Origin of the sequence: Actinosynnema sp. CS-041913 (assembly GCF_050942485.1) — a bacterium.
GTDB lineage: Bacteria > Actinomycetota > Actinomycetes > Mycobacteriales > Pseudonocardiaceae > Actinosynnema.
The window spans coordinates 6,185,813-6,199,220 of sequence record NZ_CP192037.1 but is presented as its reverse complement, the minus strand read 5'-3'; the positions used below and the strand labels follow the sequence as shown (position 1 = coordinate 6,199,220).

Sequence of the window (13,408 nt, the reverse complement as noted above, 5' to 3'; positions counted from 1 at the left end):
CTCACACAGGTGGGTCAGCAGGCGCCCTGGTCCTGCCAGACGGCCCACGAGCCGGGCGCGCCGGGCTCCGCGCCGGCCGAGTACCACGTGGACTTCCACTTGTGGCCGGCGTGCGAAACCATGTCGTCCGGCACGTAGGAAGCCGTGTCACTCCACGCCGGGACGCCGTCACAGCCGCCCGGACCGCCGCCGCCGGTGACGGTCAGGCTGTACGTCGCCGTGCGGGCCGACGCGCCTGTGCCGACCACGGTGATCGTGTACGTGCCGTTGACGGCCGAAGAACCGACCGACACCGTCGCCGTGGACGACGAACCGGACTGCACGGTCGACGGGTCGAACGACACGGTGACCCCACTGGGCAGGCCGGTGGCCGACAGCGCGACGTTCTGCGGCGAACCGGCCGTGGTCGCGGTGTTCACCGTGAACGTGCCGGAGTTGCCGACCGCGACCGTGCCCGACGCCGGGTTGAGCGACAGCGAGAAGTCGTTGCCGCCGCCACCGGTGACGGTCAGGTTGTACGTCGCCGTCTTGGCCACCGAGCCGGTGCCCCGCACCGTGATCGGGTACGTGCCGTTCGACACCGACGACCCGACCGACACCGTGGCGGTGGACGACGCGCCGGACTGCACGGTGGCCGGGCTGAACGCCACCGACACGCCGCCGGGCTGGCCGGTCGCGGTCAGCGCGACGCTCTGCGCCGCGCCCGACGTGGTCTGGGTGTTGACCGTGAACGTGCCGGTGCCGCCCACCGCGACCGAACCCGAGGTCGGGCTCAGCGACAGCGAGAAGTCGTTCACCGGCGCGTCGCTGACGGCCTGCTTCCAGATCGTGTACGCGATGCCGTCCGACGCGCGGTCCAGCGCGGTCGCGTTGATGTTGCTCGTCGTGTCGCACGAGCTGTGGTAGCAGGCGTCGTAGGCGCCGCCCGACGTCCCGCCCCACTTCGCGGCCTGCGCGCTGGTCTTGCGGTACGACGCGCCGGTGGCGTAGCCGGAGGACGGGATGCCCGCCCGCTGGAAGGAGGCGTCGTCCGAACGGCCCGCGCCCTCGGTGTTCTCCTCGGGTTGCAGGTTCAGCGAGTTCCAGTACTCCCTGAGCGGCGCGGCGGCGGCCGTGTTGATGTTGTTGATGAAGTAGCCGGCGTTGCGCGAGGCCACCATGTCGAAGTTGTAGTAGGCCTTGATGGCCGACCTCTGCGCGGCGGGTAGCTGGTTGACGTAGAACCTGGACCCGTTCAGGCCCTGCTCCTCGTCGGTCCACCAGGCGAACCGGACGTGCTTGGTCATCGTCGGCTTCCGCGCCGCGAGCTGGAGAGCGTTCTCCAGCAGGGCACCCGAGCCCGAGGCGTTGTCGTTGATGCCCGGACCCGCCGAGACGCCGTCCAGGTGCGCGCCGAACATGATGGTCTGGTTGGCGTCGCCGCCCGGCCAGTCCGCGATCAGGTTGTTCGACACGTAGGTGCAGCTCGTGCACCGCTGCTCGACGACGGTGTAGCCGGCGGCCTGGAGCTTGGCCTTCACGTAGGCGACCGACTGGGTGTACCCGCTACCGCCCGCGCGGCGGTTGCCGCCGCCGCTGTTGGCGAAGGACTGGAACTGGGCCAGGTGGCCCTGCACGGCCGCCACATCGATGTTGGGCGGCGCGAGGGCCGTCACGGTCGACGTTCCGCCCGGCTGCTCCTGGTTCGCCAGGGCGGGAGTCGCTGCCGTGGTCACCCAGGCGAGGGCCGCGATGGCGACCGCCGCACCCAGGGTTCTGTGCTTCATCCGATTGCTCCTCACAAGGCAGGGAAAGGTCCGGCCGCTGCGCCCCGCAGGAAAGGCGGCACCGTATGCGGTGCACGGCCGAACCAACGAAGCCTCGCATTTCCGATGTCCGGCGAGGTAGGGCTTGCCGTAGGTACCGGTGACCGCCGTTCACCGCGACACTGTCGGGTTGCCCCTCGTGGCGCGTGGTCGGCCGACCCTCGTAGGCGTGTGTTGTACCCTTACCTGGTAGGCGTACATCGCACGCTCATGGCCGACGTCCGAGGGGGTCCGATCATGGCGATCCGACTTGTCACCGCACTCGCGCTGCTGTCCACCGGCCTGCTCGCGGGAGCCTTCGGCTACGGCGCGGTCAACGTCGCGACGACGTTCAACGTGGTGCCGCTCGACGTGCGCCTGACCTTCCACGCCGCCCTCATGCAGATGAACGGCCCCGTCATGCAGACCGCGATGGGGCTGGCCGCGCTGAGTTCGCTCGCTCTTGCCCTGTGGTCCCGCGGCGCGCCGAGATACCTGGCGGGCGCGGCAGGCGGACTGGCCGTGGCGTCGTTCCTGATCACCAGGCTGGGCAACGTGCCGATCAACGGCCGGATCAAGGTGTGGGCCGTGACCACGCCACCGGCCGACTACGCCTCGATCCTCCAGCGGTGGGAGATGTTCAACATCGCGCGCACCGTCACCGCACTCGCCGCCTTCGTGCTCGTCATCTCGCTCGCGGTCCGCAGTCGGCCGACCGTCGAACGGAAAGGAACTCCCTGATGCCACAAACCTTCCGCCACATCACGCCGGTACGGCCGGAGGACGCCGCCGGACAGGTGGCCGCCGTCTACCACCAGGTCGACACCGAGTTCAGCAGCATCGGCCCGGCGGTCATGATGCTCTCGCCACGCCCGAGGAGGCGCCCGAGTACATCGGGACCGCACTGGCGCTGCACTTCATCAACCGATTGGTGCGCGTGCTCATCGCCGGCGACCTGCTGCCGGGGAGCATGCGGGAAGACGAGCCGGCCGCGTTCGACGGCGCCCCGATCGCCCGTGCGATCCAGCGGCAGCGCACACCCGGTGAAAGCCTCCGCCTGCTCGCTTCCGTGCCACCGGAGGAAATCCCCGCATGGGCGGGCGACCACCCGGTCGGTCCCGCCTACGCGGCACTGCGGGTCGCGGCCGACCGCGGCCGGGGTCTGTTGTCGGAACCGGCTCGAAAGGTCGTGCACGACACGATCACCCGGCACCGGGGCCGCGACCCGCAAGGCGGCCCCACCTGGCCGGCCGAATCCCTGGCCACGCTCACCGAGGACGACCGCCCCGGCGCGGCCCTCGCGATCCTGGCCGGGCTGGCGCCGAGCCGGATCACCGAGGACGACGTCACCGGCTGGCGCACCGACCGGTACACCGACCACTGCCTGCTGCACCTGCTCGCCTACGGCGCGATCACGGCGGTGCGGTCGATCGAAGCCGACCTCACCGGGTGAGCCTGCGTCACAGCCAGCGTCACAGCCTGCGTCACTCCAGGAACGCGGCCAGCAGCAGGTCCAGCCGGGCACGCGCGTGATCCGGGCGCAGGCGTCGGCCGTCGGTGAGGGTCGCCAGGCCGTGCAGAGCGCTCCACACCACCTCGGTCAACGTCTCCAGATCCCGTTGTGCCGCAACGGGTGCCACCGCCGCGATGAACTCGCCGAACGCGGCCCGCAGTTCGTCGGGGGTCTCGGCGGTCCCGAACGGGAGGTCCACCCGCCGCACGAACATCGCGTCGTACAGCGCGGGCCGGGCCTGCGCGAACGCGAGGTACTCCTCGGCCGCCGCCCGCAACGCCGCCGGACCGTCCTGCCCGCCCCGGGCGGCGCGCAACCGCTCACCCAACTCCACGAAACCCTGCACGGCGACCGCGCGCACGATCGCGTCCTTGCCCTTGAAATGGCTGTAGAGCACGGGCTGGCTGTACTCGACGCGCTCGGCGAGCCGACGCGTGGTGACCGCGTCCCAGCCTTCGGTCTCGGCCAGGTCGCGGGCGGCGTCGACGATCAGCCGATGGCGTTCCGCTCGTTCGCGCTCGCGGCGCTGCTGGATGGACACACGTCACACTAGCACTGCTAGACATTCAAGCGTGACTAGATCTAGTGTCGCTCTTGTACCTAGCAGTGCTAGCAGCCATCGGAGCGGTCATGATCCTCAAGCGCGTCAACACGGTCCTGTCGGCACTCGTCGTCCTCGCGGGCTTCTGGTTCGGCCTGAACTTCCTGCTCGACGGCGACACCGCGGCGGCGGGCTTCGGCATCACCCCGTGGCCGACGGACGAGGGAACCGGCTACTTCATCGTCAAAGCCGTCCGCGACTTCGCCTACGCCCTGACCGCCCTGGTCCTCCTGCTCCTCGGCCACCGCAAGGCCCTGGGCTGGGTCGTCCTCGCCGACGCGATCATCCCGATCGGCGACGGCATCGCCGTCCTCACCCACGGCGGCACAGCCGCCTACGCCCTCGCCGTCCACGGCACGGCCGCCGTCCTCGTTCTGCTCACCGGTGTCCTCCTGCTGGTCGAGCAGCGGGTCACGGCCCGGCGCTGATCGTGAACGTTCCGGACAGCGAGGCCCCCGTCAGTCCAGTCGGACGTCCACCGGCACGGCGTTGCCCAGGGTGTGGCCGACGGGGGAGGAGCGGACCACCTTCGCGTGCAGCGCCTCGATGTCGGCACGCGGCGCGGACGACTCGATGTGGACGTTCGCGCTGATCGTGTCGAAGCCCGCGTGCCCCTCCGCCAGCCCGAGGAACACCCGCAGGTCGATATCGCCCTTCAGGTCGATGGTCAGCCGGTCGATCGCGATCCCCGCCACGGTCGCGTTCGCCGCGTACCCCACGGCCAGGCAGTTGCCGAGCGCACTGAGCAACTGCTCGACCGGGTTGGCCGCGCTGTCGCCGCCGCCGAGCGCGGGCGGTTCGTCGGAGGCCGTCGGGGCGAACCCGCGCACCCGCGCCTCGGACCGGAAACCGCCCTGCCACCGGACGTGCGCCGCCCACGTGGTCCTGGCCTTCGTCGCGTCCTCCCGGATGGCGGCGACGAGCGTGCCGACCGCCTGGATGTCGACGTCGTTCAACTGCGTCTCAACGGCCACGAAATTCTCCTTCGATCACGGCACGGGCACCGCACCGGGAGCGGAACCACGCGTCGCAGTCTGGGTCGCCCACCGGTCCCGCCGATAGCGCTCACCACGTCCTGGGATGCCGCCCGCAACGAGGGAATAACCCGCACCGCCCACGATGCGGACGGCAACCGTCCCAGCTCGTGAACGCCCGCGGCGAATTCGCTCGCCTTCAGCCGGACACGACCGCACCATCCGGGATCATGACCCTGTCCCACTACGTCGCCGTGCTCCGCCACGCCGGACACGACCTCGGCGACGTCAGCCTGCACAGCGGCCAGTTCCACGACGTGCTCATCGCGGCGGACCGGGTGTTCAGGTTCCCGAAAACCGCCGCCGCCGCAGCCGAACTACCCCGCCGCGCCGCACTGCTGACCGCGTTGAACACGCTCGACCTGGGCGTGGAAATCCCGACACCGCTGTCCGACGTCGACCCCTCCGCGCCGGTAGGCGACACCTTCCTGACCCTCAGCCGCGTGCCCGGCGCCCCACTGGGCCACGCCGAGGCGGTCGACGCGATGGTCGCCGAGTTCGCCCGCGTGCTGCGGACGATGGCGGACACCAAGCCCGTCGACGTGGTGCCCGCGGCCGACCCGCACCGGTGGACGGAGTTCGCCGCCGGCGTCCACACCGGACTGTTCCCGCTGATGGACGCCGCCGGCCGGAACCGCGCCGAACGCGAACTCGCCGCCGTGCAGCGGCTCGACCACGTCACCACCGGCCTGGTCCACGGCGACCTCGGCGGCGAGAACGTGCTGTGGCGACGGACCGGGGACCGGCCCCGGCTGGTCGGCATCGTGGACTGGGACGGCGCGGTGATCGGCGACCCCGCCGAAGACCTCGCCGCCGTCGGCGCGAGCTACGGCGCCGGCCTGCTCGACCGGATCATCACCCTGCTGGGCGTCGACCGGACGTCCGCCGTCCGTCGCACAGCCGCCTACCAGGGCACGTTCGCCCTGCAACAGGCACTGGCCGCAGCGCGCGACGGCGACGACGCGGAACTGGCGGACGGCCTCGCGTCCTACCGGTGAGGAGCGTCAGGAGCCCAGCTTCACGATCTGCGCCGCAACCTCGGCCGGGCTCTCCAGCGGCAGCATGTGCCCGGCGTCCGCGACCACGACGGCCTCGCCGCCGACCGCCTCGGCCAGCGCCCGCGCGTTGTACTCCGCGCACAGCCGGTCCTCGTCGCCGACGATCGCGATCACCGGCCGTTCGCCCGCCACGGTGAGGGCGGCCTCGCGGTCGTACCGGTCCACGGCGGGCCGGAACAGCGCGATGGTGTCCGGCCAGTGCGCCCACACCATGTCGGCGGTGAGGTCGACGTCCTCCGGCCGGGGCTCGTCCCCGAACAGCCACCACCGCAATCCCGCGGTCTTGGCCGGCTCGATCTTCTCCCGGATGGTGCGCACCAGCGGCCCGAACGCCCGCTCCAGCTCCCGCACCAGCTTGCCCAGCGCCTTCGGCCAGGCCAGCGACGTCTCCGCCAGCCCGCCGGCCGCCGTCGAGACGAACACGACACCCGCCACCCGCTGCCGGTAGAGCCGAGGGCGGCGTTCGGCCATCGCCATCGCGGCCATCCCGCCCATGGAGTGCCCGGCGATCACCACCCGACCGTCCGGCACGAGCCGTTCGACCAGCTCGCCCAGGTCGTCCCCGAGCTGCTCGACGGACGCGGTCTCCTTGGTGGCGGGCCCGGACCCGCCGTGCCCGCGGTGGTCGTAGCGGATGACCTGCACGTCCGCGGGCAGCTCCGCCACCACCCGGTGCCAACTGCGGTGGTCCAACGCGTAACCGTGTGCGAGCACCACGGTCAACCCGGTGTCAGGCGTGCCGCTGCGCTCCAGATGCAGCTCGGTGCCGTCCTCCAGCCGCAACCGCTCGGTCGCCATGCCGCTGCCCCTTCCGTCGTCGGACCTCACCGGTCCCAACGACCGGACGAACCGGACGTCACGGTTCCGCAATTCGCCCGGCGGTGGGCCGCTGTCACCCGGGACGGTTGCGTTGGCGGTTTGGGCGGGTGGCCGGGCCCGGTGGTTCCTACCGTCGTGGGGTCCGTTCCCGCCGTGAGGGGAGTCGCGTGGACCGGCGTGCGTTCCACCGTTCGTTGTTGCTGGGCGCCTTCACCGCGTCGGCGTCGGTCGGCGCCGGGGTCGCGGTCGCGCACGGCCGGCCGCCGTCGGGCGGGGTGCCGCGCCGGTCGGTGGTGGAGTACGGGCTGCCACCCGCGGAACGGACCCACGAGATGGTGAAGGTGCCCGGCGAGCCGCTGGTGCTGGTGTCCCAGTCCGCCGACAGCAAGCTGGTGAAGCTCCGGCTCGACCCGGCCACCGAGGAGGTCGTGGCGGCGCGGGCGTTCCCGCTGGGGTCACCGGACGCGGTGCTGCACGGCCTGGCGGTGTCGCACCGCCACCCCGGCATGGTGTGGGCCACCCACGAGTCCGCGAACCGGCTGCTCCTGATCGACCCCGGCGGCGCGTCGGTGGACGTTCGGCCCGAGGTGGTCCGCACGATCGACGTGCCGGGCGGCGGGGAAGGGCCGCACCACGTCGGCGAGTACGACGGGCAGTTGTGGGTCAGCCTCCGGCGCAGCCGCCAGGTGCTCGCGATCGACCCCGCCGACCCGGCCCGCCACCGGCTCCACGACTGCCGGCCGAACCCGGTCTTCGTCGCCCGCCACCCCGGTTCGGGCGACTTCTACGTCACCCAGGACGACGCGGGCCTGATCCTGCGCATCGACCCCCGCACCCGCGACACCGCGCAGCTCGCGGTCCCGGCGGAGCGCGGCGGCACACCGATGGGACTGGTGGCCGGGCCGACCGGCCTGTGGGTGGCGCTGCTGGGCAGTCCCGAGCAGGGCACCGGCACGTTCGGCCGCATCGACGCGCAGGGCAGGCCCACCTGGTTCCACCTCCGGTCGCCCGAGGTCGCCGCGGCGGCACTGCTGCACCTCGCGTTCGACCCGCCCGGCACGCCCCGCCGGCCCCGCGCCTGGCTGCTGGGCTCCTCGATCGTCAACCCGAACGCGCTGGACGTGGTCGTCCGGGTGACCTTCGACCCGGACTTCACCAGGATCACGGGGGAGGAGGTCGCGGTGCTGCCCACCCAGCACTGCAAGGCGCACCGCCTGCTGCCGCTGCGCCGCAGCGTGCTGGCCACCGAACTCACCAGCTCCACCGTCGCCCAGCTCACCACGGGGCGGTGGGACCGGCCCACCACCCCGGTCCCGGGCGAACCCGGCTGACCGGGGGTGGTGGGCCGGTCCGCCCGGAGGCTTACGAGCTGCGCAGGAACCGGTCCAGCACCCGGACGCCGAACTGGAGCGCGTCGACCGGCACCCGCTCGTCCACGCCGTGGAACAGCCCGGAGAAGTCCAGGTCCGCGGGCAGCTTCAACGGCGCGAACCCGAAGTTGCGGATGCCGAGCTGCTGGAACGACTTCGCGTCCGTGCCACCGGACAGCATGTAGGGCAGCACCCTGGCGCCGGGGTCCTCCGCCGTGATGGACGCGGTCATGGCGTCCACCAGCGCCCCGTCGAACGTCGTCTCGACCGGCGGCAGGCCCAGCCACTCCCGCTCGACCTCCGGCCCGAGCAGCTCGGCCAGCTCGCGGTCGAACGCCTCCTCGCGCCCCGGCAGGATGCGGCAGTCCACCGTGGCCTCGGCGAGCGACGGGATGACGTTCGACTTGTAGCCGGCGGACAGCATGGTCGGGTTGGCGGTGTCCCGGATGGTCGCCCCGATCATCCGGGACAGCGCGCCCAGCTTCCCGATCGCGCCCTCGATGTCGTCCTCGGGGAACTCCAGGCCGGTGATCTCCGAGACGCCGGCCAGGAACTCCCGCACCGACGGCGTGAGCACGATCGGGAACCGGTGCTGCCCCAGCTTGGTGACGGCCGCCGCCAGCTTCGCCACCGCGTTGTCGTGGTGGATCATCGACCCGTGCCCGGCGGTGCCCCGCACCCGCAGCTTGAGCCACCGGATGCCCTTCTCGGCGGTCTCCACCAGGTAGGCGCGGACGTCGTCCTTCAGCGTGATGGAGAACCCGCCGACCTCGCTGATCGCCTCGGTCACCCCCTCGAACAGCTCGGGCCGGTTGTCCACCAGCCACTTGGCCCCGAACACCCCGCCCGCCTCCTCGTCGGCGAGGAACGCGAACACCAGGTCGCGCGGCGGCACCACACCGTCCCGCTTGAACCGCCGGGCCACGGCCAGCGTCATCGCGACCATGTCCTTCATGTCGACGGCCCCGCGCCCCCAGACGTAGCCGTCCTGCACGGCGCCGGAGAACGGGTGGACGGTCCACTCGGACGGGTCGGCGGGCACCACGTCGAGGTGCCCGTGCACCAGCAGCGCGCCCCGCGAGGGATCGGCGCCGGCCAGCCGCGCGACGACGTTGCCGCGCCCCTTCGCCCCGGACTCGACGTAGGTCGTCTCGTAGCCGACCTCACCCAGCTTCTCGGCCACCCACTCGGCGGCGGCGCGCTCCCCGACCAGGGTCGCCGGATCCCCGGTGTTGGTCGTGTCGATCCTGATCAGCTCACTCGCGAGGGCGACGACCTCGTCCTGCGCCACCCGGAGGCCCTCTTCGACGTTGCTCACCCGGTCTTCCTACCACTGCGCCGCGCCGGACGATCCGCGCAGGCCACGAGAGGAACCGGACCCCGCCCCGACGGTGCGCCGTCATGCTTTCGGTGCATCGACAACAGGGCCGTTCGGCCGCAGAGTGTGAGCGGTACCACAGTCCACGGATCACCGAGGAGCCCCGTGATGCCGCGTTCAACGGTCCTGGTCGCAGTCGACGGCAGCGCGGACGGCTCGGTGCTGGCCGACCAACTCCGCGCGCTCTGCGTGCGGCTCGCCGACCAGGGCCACGAGGTGGCGCGGGCCCGCACCGCGCCCGACGCGCTCGCCCTGACCCAGTGCCGCGCGGACCTCGCGGCGGCGGTGGTCGGCTGGGACCTCGGCGCGGGCGACGGGCAGCGCCCCGCGGAGGCGGTGCTGAAGGCGCTGATGGCCCGGTTCACCCGGCTCCCGGTGTTCCTGGTGCCGACCGCGACCGACGTGGACGACCTCCCGCTGTGGGTCTCCGAGGCCGTCAGCGGCTACGTGTGGCTGCTGGAGGACACCCCGGACTTCATCGCGGGCCGGATCGGGTTCGCCGCGACGCGCTACCTGGACGAGGTGCTGCCGCCGTTCTTCCGCGAGCTGCGCCGGTTCGACGACACCCACGAGTACTCCTGGCACACCCCGGCCCACGCGGGCGGCGTGGCGTTCCTGAAGTCACCGGTCGGCCGGGCGTTCTTCGACTACTACGGCGAACGGCTGCTCCGCACCGACCTGTCGATCTCCGTCGGGGAACTCGGCTCGCTGTTCGAGCACACCGGCCCGATCGGCGAGGCGGAGCGCAACGCGGCACGCATCTTCGGCGCGGACTCGACGTACTTCGTGGTGCACGGCGACTCGACCGCCGACCGGATGGTCTGCCACGCCAGCGTCGCCGCCGACGAGCTGGTGCTGGTCGACCGCAACTGCCACAAGGCGGTCTACCACGGCCTGACCATCACCGGAGGCCGCCCGGTGTACCTGGTCCCGACCCGCAACGGCTATGGCCTGATGGGGCCGATCCCGCCCGGCGCCATGACCGCCGAAGCCGTGGCCGCCGGTATCCGCGACAGCCCGCTGGCCGAAGGCGCCGCCGGCGACGGGCCGGTGTACGCGGTGATCACCAACTCGACCTACGACGGGCTGTGCTACGACGCCGTCCGGGTGGCCGAACTGCTCGGCGCCGGCGTGCCCCGGCTGCACCTGGACGAGGCGTGGTTCGCCTACGCCCGGTTCAACCCGCTCTACGCGCGCCGGTACGGCATGTCCGTGGACGCCACGACCATGCCCGACGAGACCCGCCCGACGGTCTTCTCCACGCAGTCCACGCACAAGCTGTTGGCCGCGCTGTCGCAAAGCTCGATGGTGCACATCAAGAACTCGCCGAGGTCGCCGGTCGAACACCGGCAGTTCAACGAGACGTTCATGATGCACGCGACGACCTCGCCGCTGTACCCGATGCTCGCCTCGCTGGACGTGGCCGCGGGCATGATGGACGGCCCCGGCGGGCGGTGGCTCACCGACGAGGCGATCACCGAGGCGATCCGGTTCCGCCAGGCCGTCGCCCGGCTCGGCAGGCGGATCACCGAGGCCGCCGACCGGCCGGACTGGTTCTTCGGCACCTGGCAGCCCGACACCGTCACCGATCCGGGCACCGGCAGCACGTACGCGTTCGCCGACGCCCCGCTGGACCTGCTGCGCACCGAGCCGGGGTGCTGGACGCTCGCACCCGACGCGGACTGGCACGGCTTCGCCGGCGTGGAGGCCGGCTACTGCCTGCTCGACCCGATCAAGGTGACGATCACCTGCCCCGGCACCGACGCGCAAGGCACCGCCGCGGCGACGGGCATCCCGGCGCGCATCGTGACCGCGTACCTGGAGACCCGCCGCATCGTCGTGGAGAAGACCGACGCCTACACCTGCCTGGTGCTGTTCTCGATGGGCATCACCAAAGGCAAGTGGGGCACTCTGCTGGACGCCCTGACGGACTTCAAGCAGCTCTACGACACCGCGGCACCGCTGGCCGAGGTGCTGCCCGCGTTGGTCAAGGAACACCCCGACCGCTATGCGGGGCTGTCCCTGCGCGGCCTGTGCGACAAGATGCACGCGCAACTGAGCAAGGGCGACCTGATCACGCTCCTGGACGAGGCGTTCACCGACCCACCGCAGCCCGTGCTGACCCCGGCGCAGTCGTACCAGCGGCTGATCCGAGGCGGCACCGAACCGGTCCGCCTGTCCGACCTGGCGGACCGCGTGGTGGCGACCATGGTCGTCACGACCCCACCCGGCATCCCGGTCCTCATGCCCGGTGAATCAGCCGGTGACACCGACACGGCGACCATGCGCTACCTCCGCACCCTCGAAGCGTTCGACCGCGAATTCCCCGGCTTCGCCAGCGAAACGCACGGCGTGACCAGGGACGCGGCAGGCCACTACTGGATCACCTGCCTCCGCCGGTGAGCCGAGGCCGAGGGCCGCCCGCGTGGGGCGGGCCACCAACAGACCCGCCCCACGGCCCCGGTTTCGCTCAGCGCCGGTGCAGACCGGCGTGCAATCCCTTGATCAGGTCACCCTGCGGCGTGTCGCCGTCCAGCGACCAGATCATCGCGCCGCCGAGCTTGCGGTCGCGGATGAACTTGCCCTTGCGCTTCAGCTCGGTCGGGTCGTCGTAGGTCCAGAACGTGGTGCCGTCGAACAGCCAGGCGTGCCCGGCCTTCTCATCGCGGTAGAGCTTGTACTTCCCGCCTGCCAACAGGTTCTTGAGCGTGCGGTAGTCGTCGTAGCCCGGTTCGAAGGTGGCCGGGGCGGGGCCGGTGGACTGCTGGAACAGACCGTTGTTCCGGTTGGTCACGCCGGTCCAGCCGCGACCGTAGTACGGCACGCCGAGCGTGATCTTGTGGCGTGGCGCCCCGCGCTCGATGTGCGCGTCCACGACGATCTCGCCGCTGTCCTTGGGCGTGGTCGGGTCGCCCTCGGGCACCCGGATCGCCGACTGCTGGTTGGTGGTCTTCTCCCAGGTGCCGTGGTAGTCGTAGCCCTGCACGGTGGCGAAGGTCAGCAGCTTGTAGACCTCGGCGAGTTCGTACCCGCGGTCCATCGCCTCGCGGTTGGCGGGCAGGAACGCGGTGAGGTCGTAGATCCTGCGGTCCTTGAAGCCCTGCTTGAACAACTGGAGGCGGTACTCGCGCAGCAGCTTGGTGAAGTTCTGCTTGTCCTCGGGGCGCACGACGTTGCCGACTTCGCCTTCGGTGGACGGCCACTCCCAGTCCAGGTCGATGCCGTCGAACACGCCCTTGGCCGCGCCGGCGGGCGCACCCGGCAGGTTGCCCTTGAGCCAGAGGTCGATGCAGGACTTGACGTGCGCCGCGCGCGACTGCGGGGTGAGCGCGGCGTTGGAGAAGTACTTGGACCCCGTCCAGCCGCCGAGTGAGATGTAGACCCGCAGCTTGGGGAACTTCTGCTTGAGCTGCTTGATCTGGTTGAGGTTGCCCGCCAGTGCCTGGCCGGGCTCGTCGGCCTTGCCGCTGATGGCCTGCTCCGCCGAGAACGGCCGCTGGTAGTCGGCCCACGGGTCGGAGCTGACGCAGCCGCCCTGCTCGTCGAGGACGCTGAAGGCGTAGTTGAGGTGGGTGAGCTTGGCCGCGGTGCCGTTCTCGACCAGGTAGCGCATCGGGATGTTGCGGTCGTAGATGCTCCACTGGGTGTAGTACCCGACGGTGCGGACGGCGCTGCCGCCGTGGTGGTCGTGGGCCTGGGCCGGCGACGCGACGACCGACAACCCGACCGACAAGGCACCGGCCAAGAGGGCGGCGCCCCATCTCTTCATCGACATGGTTCTCCTCGCGCTAGCAGCGACGACGGTAAGGTCCAGACCACGCTAGATGGAGGTCTAGACCACAGCTACGCCC

General features: G+C 71.4%; 12 protein-coding genes. 6 read left to right on the top strand and 6 right to left on the bottom strand.

Features of this window, described 5'->3' with window-relative positions; translation table 11 throughout:
• Nucleotides 1-14: 14 nt before the first annotated feature.
• Entirely contained in the window at nt 15-1,766 is a 1,752-nt protein-coding gene (locus tag ACQPZF_RS27670) for a M28 family peptidase (RefSeq protein WP_433261748.1), read from the bottom strand.
• A 276-nt stretch (nt 1,767-2,042) separates the two neighbouring features.
• Between ACQPZF_RS27670 and ACQPZF_RS27665 the strand changes: the two genes are divergently transcribed.
• Both ACQPZF_RS27665 and ACQPZF_RS27660 read left to right on the top strand, forming a co-directional pair.
• Nucleotides 2,043-2,525 (top strand): anthrone oxygenase family protein, encoded by a 483-nt coding sequence (locus ACQPZF_RS27665; protein ID WP_433261746.1) that lies wholly within the window; start codon nt 2,043-2,045, stop codon nt 2,523-2,525.
• A 190-nt stretch (nt 2,526-2,715) separates the two neighbouring features.
• Nucleotides 2,716-3,237, top strand: a complete 522-nt coding sequence (locus ACQPZF_RS27660) for a hypothetical protein (protein ID WP_433261744.1) — start codon at nt 2,716-2,718, stop codon at nt 3,235-3,237.
• 31 nt (nt 3,238-3,268) lie between these two features.
• On the opposite strand, the gene ACQPZF_RS27655 is transcribed toward ACQPZF_RS27660, so the two are convergent.
• The gene (locus ACQPZF_RS27655) at nt 3,269-3,838 is read right to left on the bottom strand and encodes a TetR/AcrR family transcriptional regulator (protein WP_433261741.1); all 570 of its coding nucleotides are present in this window, start codon (nt 3,836-3,838) and stop codon (nt 3,269-3,271) included.
• 89 nt (nt 3,839-3,927) lie between these two features.
• On the opposite strand from ACQPZF_RS27655, the gene ACQPZF_RS27650 reads away from it, so the two are divergent.
• Nucleotides 3,928-4,326, top strand: coding sequence for a DUF4267 domain-containing protein (locus tag ACQPZF_RS27650; RefSeq protein ID WP_433261739.1), 399 nt, complete (start codon nt 3,928-3,930; stop codon nt 4,324-4,326).
• A gap of 30 nt (nt 4,327-4,356) precedes the next feature.
• Here ACQPZF_RS27650 and ACQPZF_RS27645 read toward each other — a convergent pair whose 3' ends face one another.
• A complete protein-coding gene (locus ACQPZF_RS27645; protein ID WP_433261737.1) occupies nt 4,357-4,872 on the bottom strand; it encodes an OsmC family protein in 516 nt (171 codons plus the stop codon).
• Between the two features lie 230 nt (nt 4,873-5,102).
• Between ACQPZF_RS27645 and cph the strand changes: the two genes are divergently transcribed.
• Nucleotides 5,103-5,930 carry a capreomycin phosphotransferase gene (gene cph / locus ACQPZF_RS27640; RefSeq protein ID WP_433261735.1) on the top strand — a complete coding sequence of 276 codons (828 nt, stop codon included), beginning with the start codon at nt 5,103-5,105 and terminating at the stop codon, nt 5,928-5,930.
• Nucleotides 5,931-5,936: 6 nt separating this feature from the next.
• Here cph and ACQPZF_RS27635 read toward each other — a convergent pair whose 3' ends face one another.
• Nucleotides 5,937-6,788: an alpha/beta fold hydrolase gene (locus ACQPZF_RS27635; RefSeq protein ID WP_433261733.1), complete on the bottom strand. Its 852-nt coding sequence runs from the start codon at nt 6,786-6,788 to the stop codon at nt 5,937-5,939.
• A 188-nt stretch (nt 6,789-6,976) separates the two neighbouring features.
• Here ACQPZF_RS27635 and ACQPZF_RS27630 point away from each other — a divergent pair, with 188 nt between their 5' ends.
• Nucleotides 6,977-8,140, top strand: a complete 1,164-nt coding sequence (locus tag ACQPZF_RS27630) for a Vgb family protein (protein WP_433261730.1) — start codon at nt 6,977-6,979, stop codon at nt 8,138-8,140.
• Between the two features lie 31 nt (nt 8,141-8,171).
• On the opposite strand, the gene ACQPZF_RS27625 is transcribed toward ACQPZF_RS27630, so the two are convergent.
• Nucleotides 8,172-9,497, bottom strand: coding sequence for a M20/M25/M40 family metallo-hydrolase (locus tag ACQPZF_RS27625; RefSeq protein ID WP_433261728.1), 1,326 nt, complete (start codon nt 9,495-9,497; stop codon nt 8,172-8,174).
• Nucleotides 9,498-9,665: 168 nt separating this feature from the next.
• On the opposite strand from ACQPZF_RS27625, the gene ACQPZF_RS27620 reads away from it, so the two are divergent.
• Nucleotides 9,666-11,960, top strand: coding sequence for an Orn/Lys/Arg decarboxylase N-terminal domain-containing protein (locus ACQPZF_RS27620; RefSeq protein ID WP_433261726.1), 2,295 nt, complete (start codon nt 9,666-9,668; stop codon nt 11,958-11,960).
• 67 nt (nt 11,961-12,027) lie between these two features.
• Here ACQPZF_RS27620 and ACQPZF_RS27615 read toward each other — a convergent pair whose 3' ends face one another.
• Complete coding sequence (locus tag ACQPZF_RS27615; protein WP_433261724.1) at nt 12,028-13,332, bottom strand: glycoside hydrolase family 18 protein; 1,305 nt, start codon at nt 13,330-13,332, stop codon at nt 12,028-12,030.
• Nucleotides 13,333-13,408: the final 76 nt, after the last annotated feature.

Excerpts from the sequence above, each read along its gene's own strand:
- ACQPZF_RS27670 (WP_433261748.1), bottom strand. The coding sequence starts at position 1,766 with ATGAAGCACAGAACCCTGGGTGCGGCGGTCGCCATCGCGGCCCTCGCC.
- ACQPZF_RS27665 (WP_433261746.1), top strand. The coding sequence starts at position 2,043 with ATGGCGATCCGACTTGTCACCGCACTCGCGCTGCTGTCCACCGGCCTG.
- ACQPZF_RS27650 (WP_433261739.1), top strand. The coding sequence starts at position 3,928 with ATGATCCTCAAGCGCGTCAACACGGTCCTGTCGGCACTCGTCGTCCTC.
- cph (WP_433261735.1), top strand. The coding sequence starts at position 5,103 with ATGACCCTGTCCCACTACGTCGCCGTGCTCCGCCACGCCGGACACGAC.
- ACQPZF_RS27635 (WP_433261733.1), bottom strand. The coding sequence starts at position 6,788 with ATGGCGACCGAGCGGTTGCGGCTGGAGGACGGCACCGAGCTGCATCTG.
- ACQPZF_RS27620 (WP_433261726.1), top strand. The coding sequence starts at position 9,666 with ATGCCGCGTTCAACGGTCCTGGTCGCAGTCGACGGCAGCGCGGACGGC.
- ACQPZF_RS27615 (WP_433261724.1), bottom strand. The coding sequence starts at position 13,332 with ATGTCGATGAAGAGATGGGGCGCCGCCCTCTTGGCCGGTGCCTTGTCG.